Raw genomic sequence first — 13,183 nt, forward strand, 5'->3', positions numbered from 1 at the left:
ATGTTGATATTAGGACTTACAGGAGGAATAGGCTGTGGAAAAAGCAGCCTATCAAATATATTTAGAAAATTTAACATTATTATAGTGGATGCAGATATTATATCTAGACAAATATTTGATGATAAGTTGTTATTAGAAGCAGTATTTAAACATTTTGGTCGAAATATAAAAAAGGATGATGGGACTTTAGATAGAAAAGCTCTTGGGAAAATAGTTTTTAATGACGAAGAAAAACTTAATGAGTTAAATAATCTGACACATCCAATAATAAGAGAAAAAATAATAAGTGATATAGAAGAAGCCAGAAAAAAAGGCGAAAAGATAGTAATATTAGATGCAGCAATATTAGTAGAAAGTGGATTTTTGGAAATAGTAGATAAGCTATTAGTGGTTACTTGTAAACAAGAAGTACAAATTAGCCGAATACAAAAGAGAGATAATTGTAGTAAACAAGAAGCACTTAGCAGAATAAATTCACAAATGAGTCAGGAAGAAAAATCCAAATATGGTGATTATATAATAGATAATTCGGGAACAATAACTGAATTAGAGAATAAAGTATACAAATTTATTGAATACATGAAGGAGAATTGGCGTGAATAATAAGAAAGTATTGATTCTATCTATTTTTATAATCTTATTTGGGGCACTATTAATGGAAAGTAAAATAATACATAAGTTTTTGTATCCTAAAAAATACTCAGAGTATGTAGAAAAATATTCTAAAGAATTTAATTTAGATGAAAATATAGTTTACAGTGTCATAAAGGCAGAAAGTAAGTTTAATAGTTCTGCTGTTTCAAAAAAAGAGGCCAAAGGGTTAATGCAAATACTAGACATAACTAGAGATTGGGGAGCGGAAGAACTGAATCTAGAAAATATCGATATTTTTGACCCAGAAACTAACATAAGAATTGGTTGTTGGTATTTAAATAAATTATATAAAGAATTTGGTTCATTGGATTTAGTAATAGCTGCATATAATGGTGGTTCAGGTAATGTAAAGAAATGGTTAGAAAATAACGAATATAGTAAAGATGGAAAGAATCTACATGATATACCTTTTAAACAAACTTCAAAGTATGTAGAAAAAGTAAAAAATAATTATAAAAATTATAATAAGATATATGGCGAGAAGGGGAAAAACTAATGAAGAAAATAAAAATCTTAACAATAATTTTAGCTATAACTCTTATGATAGTTGGTTGTAGTAATACAAAAACAAAACAAAGTAGTAGCGAATCAAGTATTAAAAGTCAAAGCTCTATAGATGCCAAATATATAAACTTAACGATGGTGACTCCTAAGACTATAAACCCTATAACAAATACTGATAAGTCTGTTGGCTACATAATGAACTTAATCTATGATGGTTTGTTTACAATAGATGAAAACTATAATGTAACTCCTCAATTAGTGAAGGAGTACAATATAGCTCAAGATGGAATGAGTATAGATATAAAGCTAAATGATGCAAAATGGCATGATGGGAAAGCTGTTACTTCAAATGATGTAAACTATACAATTGGTTTAATTCAAAAAAGTGCAGAAAGTCCATATAATGAATTTACAAAAAATATAGCTTCTGTAAATATTAAATCAGATAAAGATTTTACAATAAAATTTAAAGCTAAATATGCTTTTTCTATTGATAGTTTAATTTTTCCAATAGTATCTCAAAATCATTTAGATTCAAAAGATGTAAATGACAAAAATAATAATATGATAGGAAATGGGAAATATAAAATAGAATCATATACAGAAAGAGAAGGAATGATTTTATCTGTGAACAAGGATTACTATGAAGAAGTTCCTAAAGCTATGAAAAATGTAAAAGTGGGAATGGTTCCTAATGAAGATGCTAGAACATCTATGGTTATGGCTCTTGATAGTGATATAACAAATGTTACACTGAATGATTTGAGCAAATTTCAAGAAAAAGAGTTTAATATAACAAAATATCAAGGTAGAGATTATGAATGTGTATTATTTAATTACAATAATTCTTTTTTTAAGGATGTCAATTTTAGAAAAGCAATTGCACATTCTATAAATAAAAATAGAATTATTAGTGAAGGTTATATGGATGATGCAACTCCTGTTAATTTTCCACTTAACTCAAAATCAAAATATTATAGTAGTGATGTGAAAGATTTAGAATACAATAAAGATAAAGCAATTGAGTATCTTAATAAAATAGAATATGCAAATATAAATGCAGTGAATACAAAAAATGATAAAGTAGATAAAAAACAAAAAAAATCAACTAAAAAAAATACAAAAAAACTTACTGCTGAAGAACAAAAAAAGGCTGAACAAGAAGAAGCTGAGAGAGTAAAAAAAGAAGCTGAAGATAAAAAAAATAAAGAAAAAGATGAAGTAAAGAAAAGACTTTCTGAAATGAATTTAAAAATAATAGTAAATAAAGATAATAGTGAGAGGCTAAAAACATCACATATAATAAGTGAAAACCTAAAAGCTATAGGAATAAACAATACAATAAATCAGTTATCAGATAAAGAAATGGAAAGTGTGCTTAATTCTAAAAATTACGATTTAGCATTGGTAGGGTGGAATTTATCGAGCGTACCAGATGTAAGTAGTATAATAGCAAGCAGTGGATATACTGATGATAAGTTAAATGGATATATGTCTGCACTGACAAGTTCTGCATCTGAAATTGAAACAAAGAAAGCATATAAAGTTGTACAGAAGTATGTTAGAGACAATGTAACATTTATCAGTTTAGCTATTAGAAACAACTATATTGTAAGCAATAGTAGACTAAAAGGAAAAATTACTCCAAATGAATTTGATGTATATGAGGGAATCTCTAACTTAGATATAAGCTCAAATGAATCAAAATAAATTAAATGATTAATTTATATTTAAAAAATTTAAACTGTATGATAAAATACCCTTATAGGGTATAAGGAGGTAATTGATATGAAAAAGAAACTATTAGTAGAAGGTATGAGTTGTGGACACTGTGTAAATCATCTTAAAACTGCATTAACAGAAGATATAGATGATGTTGAAGTTTTAGATGTAGATTTAGAAAATAAATGTGCATCTGTAGACATGAAAGATGATGTGTCAGTTGATAAGTTAAAAGAAGTAATAGCAGAGTTAGGTTTTGAATTAAAAGGAATTGAATAAAAAAATAATAAAATAAAAAAAGACCTCTATTGGGGGAGTAATAGAGGTCTAAAAATGGGGGAGATTGAGTATGTTTGATTTTACATTACTATTATCTCCCCTTTTAAATTAATATATACATAAAAAGTAAAAAATTTCGAGAAAGATTCACATTTCTTAAACTTTTTGAATATACTATAAATAGCTAAGGGAGGGAGTATCATGGAGTCTAGAGGATATAAAGAAGATTTAAAAAAAATGATACTTGATATGGCCCACAAAGAACTTGAGAGTTATGTATCACAAAAAGGAGCAAAAAAATACTTTGAAGGTAATTTGGATAAAGTTATTAATAATAATATAAAAAAATTCAATCAAAGTATTGGTCTTAATAGAGTATATTTAAAAATGTTAAAAAAGTGTGCATATCAAGAAAGTGTAACTTCGATATCAAGAACCATCAAAAAAGAAACATTATTTAAATCAAAAAAAGAGCTATTTGCTTTTTCAGAGTACTTAAAGCTTAATGTTAATAAGCGACTTTCATATAATCAGATTTTAAGAAAAATATCAAGGTATATATACTATAATAGAAATTCATATGCTCAAAAATACGTTACTTTCAAAAGAGGAGATGAAGAATATCTTTTAGAACCTGAGAAAATAAAAGATGAATTGATATCAAGCTATAGGTCAAAAACTAGAGAAGATATGAAATCAATAGCAAAACTTTTGGATATAGAAATAGAGGAAGATTATAGTGCTGAAGATATTAGAAAAAAAGTAATAAACTATATTATAAAAGAAAAAATTAAAAATTAAATATAAAAATTTTAAAAAATAAGTTCTATTATTTTACACAATCAAGATAACTTGAGTACAATTTTTTCATGTGTTTAATAGAACTTATTCTTTTTTTGACATATTCTTTTAAATAATTTAATGCTACTTAGGTATTACACAGCATTATTCAAATTTTTAACTTAATTTGATTTAAATAAAGTTATAATAATGATATAATATAAAAAAAGTAAAAATTGGAGAGTGATTTCAAAATGAAGTTTAGTTTTTGCCATAATAATTTTAATGTTACTAACTTAGAAAAAAGTTTGAATTTTTATGATAAAGCTTTAGGTCTAAAAGAAGTAAAACGTAAAGAAGCAGAAGATGGAAGTTTTATACTAGTTTATTTAGGAGATGGGATTACTAGCCATACATTAGAGTTAACTTGGCTTAGAGATTGGGATAGACCATATAATTTAGGGGATAATGAGTTCCATTTGGCTTTAGAAGTTGAAGAGTTTGATGAGGCAAAAAAACTTCATAAAGACTTAGATTGTATATGTTTTGAAAATGAAAGTATGGGAATTTATTTTATAGCGGACCCAGATAATTATTGGATTGAAATACTTCCTAAGAATCATTAATTTTAAGAATATAATTATAATTTCTTTACAATTAATAATAGAATAAGTTATCATTAAAATATAGTTCTTAAAAATGGATAATAGTGGTATGACTTTATGATTATAAAAATATGTTGGGGGGAGTGATAGTAGTGAAGAAAGCTATAACGGCTTTAGGGATTGGAGCAGTAGCAGTATCTGTTAGTTCTATACATGCAAGTGCCCTTGAAAAGGGAGTTGTGACAGCTAGTGCTTTAAATATAAGAAGCGGGCCAAGTGCTGATTGTGACAAAGTAGCAAAGTTATACAAGGGAAAAACTGTAGAAATTTTAGAAAAATCTAATGGATGGTATAAAGTAAGAGTATCAAGTTCTGTTGTTGGCTGGGGAAGTGCAAAATACATATCAACGAGTGGTTCATCTGGAAGTACTTCAAACCAAAATAATTCAACATCAAGTGGAACATCTATTAGTGGGAATGGAAAAGTAAATGTCAGTTCTAGATTAAATATAAGAAGTGGTGCAGGTACAAACTATTCATTAGTTGGTAAAGCAAATAATGGAGATGTAGTAAAGCTATTAGAACAAAGTAATGGATGGTATAAAATAAAACTATCAAATGGAGTTACTGGATGGGCTAGTAGTCAGTATATCTCAAAAACATCAGAAGATGTTGGAACAAATAATTCTAATTCAAGTAATACTAATAACAATAATAACGACACTGATAAAAATCAATCTAGTGAAGTATCGCTTGAAGGCAAGAAGGGGAAAGTAACATCCACTGTAAGTTTAAATGTAAGAAGTGGCCCTGGGACAAGCTATTCTGTAATAGGAAAATTAAGTGGTGGAGATGTTGTTGAGCTAAAAGCCAAAAATAATGGATGGTATAAAGTGAAATTATCAAATGGGACAACTGGATGGGTAAGTTCTAGTTATATTTCTGAGACTAATGAAGGATTAAAAGAAAACTCTAGTTCATCGTCTAATAGTAATTCCCAATCTAATAGTAATTCAAACTCTTCATCTATTGGAAATTCAGATAAATCGACTGTGAATGGTTCAAAAGTAGTAGACTTTGCATATACCCTTATTGGAATACCATATCAATGGGGGGCCTCAGGTCCAGATAAGTTTGATTGTTCTGGATTTACACAGTATGTTTTTAAACACTCAGTTGGACTTTCTATCCCAAGAGTTTCTAGAGAGCAAGCTCAATTTGGAAGTGCAGTTTCTATGGGTAACTATGCACCAGGAGATTTAGTTTACTTTGATACTGATGGAGATGGAGCAACGAACCATGTAGGTATATATGTAGGCAATAGTAAGTTTATACATTGTAGTGGAACTCAAACTAATCCTAATAAGGTTAAAGTGGACAATTTGACTACTTCATATTGGTCTAAAGCATTACTTGGAGCAAGAAGATTCGCTTAGTAGATATAATTTTTATTAAAAAATTAAAATAAATAAGTTTTCTATTCATAAATTGAGACTCTTAAAAATATACTTTATTAATAATATAATTTTGGGAGGGGACAAACTAATGAATAGAAGAAAGACGATATACAGAGGATTTAATAATAATAGACATAAGATAGATGTGCGTAAGTATATAATAACTATTGCTTGTTTATGTTTAATTGGCTATTATTCTTATACAAAAATAAAAGATAGCAAGATGTTAGAGTATATATCAGCTAAAATACCATTTCTAAATAGTTCATCAGATATAACTTATAAAGATATATCTGATGAATTAAATGCCATAAAAAATGGAAAAAAATCTAAATCGCAAACCAATTCAAAGGATAATCAAAATAATAATTCAGAAAAAGCAGTAAATAATACCAAGGAACCAGAAGAGGTAAAATTAGCTACTATTGAAGGATGGGATACATATACTATCCAAGTTGCTGCAATAGATAATGATGATGATTTGAAAAAAATACAAACATCATTAGTTAGTAGCGATATACCTTTTTCAGTTATGGAGAAAGATGGAGTAAAAAAAATACAAACATACTCTTCTTTTGATGAAAATGAAGTTAGAAAACATATGAGTTCTATAAGAAAAGTATTTCCAGATGCGTTTTTATCTCATTTAGATGCACCTATGCTATCTTTAGAATATACAAGCAATTATGCTTATATAGATAGTATATCAAAAGAGTTAAATAAATTAATAACAAACTTTAAAGAAGAATCAAGTTTTTGGTCGAATGATGAAAATAATGTAGATATGGAAAAATATAATACTATTTTGACAAATAGAAAGGCAATATCACAAAATATATCAAAAGAAGCGGAAAAGATTGATTATTCTGAAATGCGTTTATTTAAAGATAATTTAATTGGTTATGTAAACAACATAAACGAAAAAATTGATACTGCCTCAAAAGCAGCAAATGAAGAAAAATATAGTGTAAGTAAAAGTCTACTTTTATCATCTATGCAAGAGTATTCTTTGTTTATAAATTCTATAAAATAAAATACAGAAAATTTAGACTTTAGAAAGCTATAGGAAAAGGATTGTTTAATAAGACAATCCTTTTCCTCGTTTTAACTTAATAAAGAGGCATTGATTTATAAAATAAATTATAAAAATAGGGATATTTTTTTAACAATTGTTAAGATTTTTTAATATATATAGTATACTTATAGAAGGCAGAAAAAATGTTTTTTTATAGATAAGGGGGTAAAACAATGAAACTCTTAACTTTTAAGGGAGGGATACATCCTCCATATAGAAAAGAGTACTCTAACACAAAGGCACTTGAAAAAGCTCAAGCTCCAAAGATAGTTTACATTCCTCTTCAACAACATATAGGGGCACCAGCTAAACCTATTGTTGAAGTTGGTGATGAAGTAAAGTTTGGGCAAAAAATAGGTGAACAGCAAGGTTTCGTTTCATGTAACGTTCATTCTTCAGTATCAGGTAAAGTTATTGCTATTGAACAACATGAAGTACCAGGTGGTTCAGCTCAATGTGTAGTTATAGAAAATGACTTCAAGGAAGAATTACATGAAAGTGTTCAACCAAAAGGTCAGTTAGAGGATTTGAGCAAAGAAGACATAGTAGGTATCATAAAAGAGGCAGGAATAGTAGGTATGGGTGGAGCTACATTCCCTAACCATGTAAAAGTATCTCCTCCACCAGATAGTAAAGCAGAAGTAGTTATATTAAATGGGGCAGAATGTGAGCCATATTTAACTGCAGACCACAGATTAATGGTGGAAAACCCAGAAGATGTTGTATTTGGTTTAAGAGCATTAATGAAAGTATTAGATGTTAAAAAAGGATTTATAGGAATTGAAACAAATAAACCAGATGCTATAGAAGCAATTCAAAATGTAGCTAAAGATTATAGTGAAATCGAAGTTGTTGGCCTTCAAGTGAAATATCCACAAGGAGCAGAAAAACAACTTATTTATGCGTGTACAGGTAAGGAAGTTCCATCAGGCGGATTGCCAATAGCAGCAGGTGCAGTTGTTGACAACGTTGCCACAGCAGCTCAAATAGCTAAATCTATTAAAACAGGGATGCCTTTGGTAGAAAGAATTACTACAATAACAGGTAGTTGTATCAAAGAACCTAAAAACCTAATAACAAAAGTTGGTACATTAGTTTCAGAAATAATAGACCAATGTGGTGGTTTTAAAGAAGGTAAAAAAGTTGGTAAAGTTATAATGGGTGGACCTATGATGGGTATGACTCAATATACTATTGAAATAGCAACTAATAAAGGTTCTTCAGGAATTTTATGTTTAGATGAAGAAGAATCACGTACACCAGATGTTCAAAATTGTTTAAGATGTGGAAGATGTACAGATGTATGTCCATCATTCTTACAACCACTTTTCATAAGTGCATATTCTTTGAAGGAAGATTATGACACAGCTGAATATCATAGAGCTATGGATTGTATAGAATGTGGGTCTTGTTCATTTATTTGTCCAGCAAGAAGACCATTACTTCAATCTATAAGATCAGCAAAAAGAGAAATAGGAGCAAAGAGAAGAAAGCAAGCTGCTCAGAAATAAAGAAAGTTAAGGGGGAAAAACGATGGAAAATAAGTTGATAGTATCATCTTCTCCTCATGTGAGAAGTAATGAAGATACTTCATATATAATGAAACAAGTTATTATAGCACTCCTTCCAGCAGCAGTAGCAGGAGTATACTTCTTTAGACTTAATGCATTGAGTGCTATGTTTTTTTGTATACTTGGTACAGTAGGTACTGAATTTTTATATCAAAAACTTATGAAGCATAAAAGTACTATAGGAGATTTTTCAGCTGTTGTAACAGGATTATTATTAGCATTTAACGTACCAGCATCACTTCCTTGGTGGATGTGTCTAGTAGGAGGAATATTTGCAATATTAGTAGTTAAAATGGTATTTGGTGGAATTGGATGTAACTTTGTCAATCCAGCACTTGCTGCAAGAGCATTTTTATTAGCATCATTTCCAGTAGCAATGACTGCTTGGACTCAACCAGGTGTTAATTGGATAGGTAAAAATTTAGATGCAGTTACTACAGCAACACCATTAAGTTTTTTGAAAAATGGAGCAGCAGGATTAGCTGACCTTTCTAGTAATGGAATCAGCCTTGCTGATATGATGATTGGTAATATTGGTGGATGTATAGGTGAAACATCAGCAATATTATTATTATTAGGTGGAGTATACCTAATGTATAAAGGCATAATAAATTATGTTATCCCAGTATTTTACATAGCAACTGTATTTATATTAACATTCCTTTTAGGTGGATTTAATATAAATTTTGCAATATATCAACTGTTTGCTGGAGGCCTTATGTTAGGTGGATTCTTCATGCTTACGGATTATACAACTTCGCCTATGACTAAAAAAGGTCAAATCATATATGCTGTATTAGCAGGTCTTATAACAACTGTTATAAGAATGTATGGTGGATATCCAGAAGGTGTATCTTACTCAATACTACTAGTAAACTGTCTTGCACCACTTATAGATAAGTTTGTTAGAAACAGAGTGTTTGGGGAGGTGGCTAAATAATGAATAGTATGGTAAGACTAGGTGGAACTTTACTTGCTATAAGTGCAATAGCCTCATTAGCACTTGGAGCTACAAATCAAGTTACAGCTCCAGTAATAGAACAAAGAAACATACAAGCAAACAATGAACTTAGAAAAGCAGTACTTCCAGAAGCAAAAGAGTTTAAGGAAATGAAGGAAAGTACTTATAAAGACCTTGGAGATGGTCTTATAGCTGAGGTATATGAAGGATTAGATGGTTCTGAGGTAGTAGGATATACTTTAAAAGCTAAACCAAGTGGATATGGTGGAGAAATTGAAGTTATGGTAGGTATATCAGCTGATGGCCAAGTTACAGGTGTTGATATTGGTAATATGACAGAAACAGCAGGACTTGGAGCAAAAGCTAAGGATGATGCATTTAAAGGTCAATACAAAGGAAAAACTGCTGAACCTCTTGAAGTAGCAAAAGGAAGTACAACAGCAGAGAATCAAATATTAGCAATATCAGGTGCAACTATTACATCTACAGCAGTTACTACAGGAGTAAATGCTGCGATAGATGTTTTCAATAGTGCTCTTAATAAATAAGGAGGGTTAATTATGAATTTAGCTAAAGTATTTAAAAATGGGCTAATAGATGAGAACCCAACATTTGTGCAAGTTATAGGTATGTGTCCAACACTAGCCGTTACAACTTCAGCAATAAATGGAATTGGTATGGGTCTTTCAACAGCAGCAGTTTTAATATGTGCAAATCTAGTTATATCTTTAATAAGAAAAATTACACCAGATAAGATAAGAATACCTATATTTGTAGTAATTATAGCTACATTTGTTACAATAGTAGGAATGGTTTTAAAAGCATATGTTCCTGCTCTTGATAAGGCTCTTGGTATATATATACCATTAATAGTTGTTAACTGTTTAATACTAGCTCGTGCAGAAAGTTTTGCTTTTAAAACTGGTCCACTAGCTTCAATTGTTGATGGTGTAGGTCAAGGTCTTGGATTTACTGTTGCACTTACAATAATAGGTGCAGTTAGAGAATTACTTGGAAATGGTAGTTTATTTGGAATGACTTTATTTGGAGCATCTTTCCAACCAGTATTAATATTTATATTACCACCAGGTGCATTCTTAACATTAGGATTCTTATTTGCAGGATTTAATAAATTAAGAAGTAAAAAAGCGTAGTGGAGGTGTAATAAATGAATTTAATACTTTTATTTTTAAGTATCGTTCTTGTTAATAACGTTATAACATCTCAGTTCTTGGGTATATGTCCTTTCTTAGGAGTTTCTAAGAAAGTTGATACAGCAGTAGGGATGGGAGTTGCAGTTACATTCGTTCTAACTCTAGCTTCAATTATAACTTATTTTATACAAATTTTATTAGTAAAGACTGGAACTGAATTTTTACAAACAATAGCTTTTATTTTAGTTATAGCTTCTATAGTTCAGTTCGTTGAAATGGTAATTCAAAAGATGAGTCCATCTTTATATCAAGCATTAGGAGTTTACTTACCTCTTATAACTACAAACTGTGCAGTTCTTGGTATAGCTCTAGTTAATGTTCAAAAAAGTTATAACTTAGTAGAAACAATAATAAACGGATTTGGAGCAGGAGCAGGATTTACTTTAGCAATAGTAATATTCGCAGGTATAAGAGAAAGACTAGAATTAGCTGATATACCAGAAGCGTTTAAAGGTTTCCCTATAACACTTATATCAGCAAGTTTAATGTCAATAGCTTTCTTAGGATTTACAGGACTTATAAAGCTATAAAAAAGAGGGGTGAAAATAGTGATACTTACGGCTGTAGTAGTTTTAGGAATTATGGGCTTAATCTTCGGGATAGTATTAGATTTTGCTTCTAAAAAGTTTGCTGTAGAAGTAGACGAAAGAGTGGAAGCTATACTAGGAGTACTTCCAGGTGCTAACTGTGGTGGTTGTGGATTTCCAGGATGTGGAGGTCTTGCAAGTGCAATAGTTGAAGGAAAAGCACCAGTTAATGGTTGTCCTGTAGGTGGAGCAGATGTTGGTGTAAAAGTTGGAGAAATAATGGGAGTAAGTGCTGAAGCAGGTGAAAAACAAGTAGCAAAAGTTATTTGTAAAGGAACTTGTTCAAGCGCAAAAGATAAATACGTGTATGAAGGAATATCTGATTGTAGAGCAGCAAATGTTTTAAATTCAGGAGCTAAAATGTGTAAGTTTGGATGTTTAGGTCTTGGAACATGTAAGACTGTTTGTAAATTTGATGCTATTTCTATAGTTGATGGAGTAGCAGTAATAGATGAAGAAAAATGTGTTAACTGTGGAAAATGTAAAGAAGCATGCCCTAAGGGTATAATAATTACAAAACCAGAAAGCCAATCAATAGTTGTAGAATGTAATAGCAAAGAATTTGGTAAAGCTGTTAAAGAAAAATGTACTGCTGGATGTATTGGTTGCGGAATGTGTGTAAAAGCTTGTCAATTTGATGCAATAATATTTGAAAACAAAATAGCTAAAATAGACCCTAGCAAGTGTGTAGGTTGTATGCAATGTGTAGAAAAATGCCCTACAAAAGTAATTTCAGGTGATATAGCTAAGAGAAAGAAAGTTACTATTGACCAAGAACTTTGTGTAGGATGTACAGTGTGCAAAAAACAATGTAAGTTTGATGCAATAGAAGGTGAATTAAAAGAAAAACATAAGGTAGATGCAGACAAATGTGTAGGATGCCATTTATGTATGGAAAAATGTCCAAAGAAAGCTATTAAAATTTTGTAATATGGACAAAATAAAGATATGGAATAATTTCCATATCTCTAATGAGTACATAAAACAGAGGTATGGAATAATTTCCATACCTCTATTTTATGTATATTTATTTTATTGGTAATAAATATAACAATAGTGTAACAAAAAAGGTTCGACATTTCTGTTGAATTTTTTACAATATAGTGATAGACTAAATAGGTACAAATTACGTACAAATGAGGTGAATAAATGAATATAATCTTGGCATCAGCCTCTCCAAGAAGGAAAGAAATTCTAGAGAATACAAATGTAAGATTTGATATAATTAAAAGTGAAATTGATGAGATTATATTGGAAGGTGAAGCACCAAAACATTTAGTTATGAGATTAGCTTTTGAAAAAAGTATGTCTGTAGCATCTAAACATAATGAAGATGTTGTTATTGGAGCTGATACTGTTGTTGTTTTAGATAATGCTATTTTAGGAAAGCCTAAAGATGAGTCTTGTGCAAGAGACATGCTAAGGAGACTATCTGGAAGAGAGCATCAAGTCATAACAGGTATTAGCTTAATAAACTTGTGCAGAGATAAAAAAATAATTGACTATGTAATCAGCGATGTAAAATTTAAAACGTTATCAGAAAAAGATATTGAGGATTATCTGAAAACTAAAGAGTCATTTGACAAAGCAGGAGCTTATGGAATACAAGGATATGGAGCCTTGCTAGTTGAAGAAATTAGAGGAGATTATTTTAATATAGTTGGACTTCCAATTTCAAGGTTAGGTGACTTGCTAAAGGAACATTTTAATATAAATCTTTTTTATGGAGTGTGATTTATCTGAAAAAGTCATTTAATTCAACCATTAAGGTAAA

General features: G+C 29.9%; 15 protein-coding genes. All 15 read left to right on the forward strand.

Translation table 11 applies throughout. From position 1 onward, the window contains the following. The 15 genes from coaE to KGF48_RS05770 all read left to right on the forward strand — a co-directional run bounded on the left by coaE (position 1) and on the right by KGF48_RS05770 (position 13,143). Entirely contained in the window at positions 1-603 is a 603-nt protein-coding gene (gene coaE, locus KGF48_RS05700; protein ID WP_227839855.1) for a dephospho-CoA kinase, read from the forward strand. Beyond that, a complete protein-coding gene (locus KGF48_RS05705) occupies positions 596-1,150 on the forward strand; it encodes a lytic transglycosylase domain-containing protein (protein ID WP_227867817.1) in 555 nt (184 codons plus the stop codon). The genes coaE and KGF48_RS05705 overlap by 8 nt, the downstream gene beginning before the upstream one ends. Next, the gene (locus KGF48_RS05710; RefSeq protein WP_227839864.1) at positions 1,150-2,868 is read left to right on the forward strand and encodes an ABC transporter substrate-binding protein; all 1,719 of its coding nucleotides are present in this window, start codon (positions 1,150-1,152) and stop codon (positions 2,866-2,868) included. The genes KGF48_RS05705 and KGF48_RS05710 overlap by 1 nt, the downstream gene beginning before the upstream one ends. 78 nt (positions 2,869-2,946) lie before the next feature. Next, complete coding sequence (locus KGF48_RS05715) at positions 2,947-3,159, forward strand: cation transporter (protein ID WP_227839866.1); 213 nt, start codon at positions 2,947-2,949, stop codon at positions 3,157-3,159. A 201-nt stretch (positions 3,160-3,360) separates the two neighbouring features. Continuing rightward, positions 3,361-3,960 (forward strand): hypothetical protein, encoded by a 600-nt coding sequence (locus tag KGF48_RS05720; RefSeq protein ID WP_227827063.1) that lies wholly within the window; start codon positions 3,361-3,363, stop codon positions 3,958-3,960. 233 nt (positions 3,961-4,193) lie between these two features. Continuing rightward, a complete protein-coding gene (locus KGF48_RS05725) occupies positions 4,194-4,565 on the forward strand; it encodes a VOC family protein (RefSeq protein ID WP_227434067.1) in 372 nt (123 codons plus the stop codon). 131 nt (positions 4,566-4,696) lie between these two features. Then, positions 4,697-5,980 (forward strand): C40 family peptidase, encoded by a 1,284-nt coding sequence (locus KGF48_RS05730; protein ID WP_227827065.1) that lies wholly within the window; start codon positions 4,697-4,699, stop codon positions 5,978-5,980. 109 nt (positions 5,981-6,089) lie between these two features. After that, positions 6,090-7,034 carry a hypothetical protein gene (locus tag KGF48_RS05735; RefSeq protein ID WP_227867818.1) on the forward strand — a complete coding sequence of 315 codons (945 nt, stop codon included), beginning with the start codon at positions 6,090-6,092 and terminating at the stop codon, positions 7,032-7,034. A gap of 215 nt (positions 7,035-7,249) precedes the next feature. After that, positions 7,250-8,587, forward strand: a complete 1,338-nt coding sequence (gene rsxC, locus KGF48_RS05740) for an electron transport complex subunit RsxC (protein ID WP_227827067.1) — start codon at positions 7,250-7,252, stop codon at positions 8,585-8,587. 22 nt (positions 8,588-8,609) lie between these two features. Next, a complete protein-coding gene (locus tag KGF48_RS05745; protein WP_227434071.1) occupies positions 8,610-9,587 on the forward strand; it encodes an RnfABCDGE type electron transport complex subunit D in 978 nt (325 codons plus the stop codon). After that, positions 9,587-10,156 carry an RnfABCDGE type electron transport complex subunit G gene (locus KGF48_RS05750; protein WP_227839875.1) on the forward strand — a complete coding sequence of 190 codons (570 nt, stop codon included), beginning with the start codon at positions 9,587-9,589 and terminating at the stop codon, positions 10,154-10,156. Before KGF48_RS05745 ends, KGF48_RS05750 begins: the two co-directional genes overlap by 1 nt. A gap of 12 nt (positions 10,157-10,168) precedes the next feature. Next, positions 10,169-10,762 (forward strand): electron transport complex subunit RsxE, encoded by a 594-nt coding sequence (gene rsxE, locus KGF48_RS05755; protein ID WP_227827069.1) that lies wholly within the window; start codon positions 10,169-10,171, stop codon positions 10,760-10,762. A 14-nt stretch (positions 10,763-10,776) separates the two neighbouring features. Beyond that, positions 10,777-11,352: an electron transport complex subunit RsxA gene (gene rsxA, locus KGF48_RS05760; RefSeq protein ID WP_054269663.1), complete on the forward strand. Its 576-nt coding sequence runs from the start codon at positions 10,777-10,779 to the stop codon at positions 11,350-11,352. Between the two features lie 15 nt (positions 11,353-11,367). Next, positions 11,368-12,339, forward strand: a complete 972-nt coding sequence (locus KGF48_RS05765) for an RnfABCDGE type electron transport complex subunit B (RefSeq protein ID WP_227827469.1) — start codon at positions 11,368-11,370, stop codon at positions 12,337-12,339. A 219-nt stretch (positions 12,340-12,558) separates the two neighbouring features. Next, a complete protein-coding gene (locus tag KGF48_RS05770) occupies positions 12,559-13,143 on the forward strand; it encodes a Maf family protein (protein ID WP_227839877.1) in 585 nt (194 codons plus the stop codon). Positions 13,144-13,183 lie beyond the last annotated feature (40 nt).

The organism is Clostridioides sp. ZZV15-6388, from assembly GCF_020657755.1.
Classification (GTDB): Bacteria; Bacillota; Clostridia; order Peptostreptococcales; family Peptostreptococcaceae; genus Clostridioides.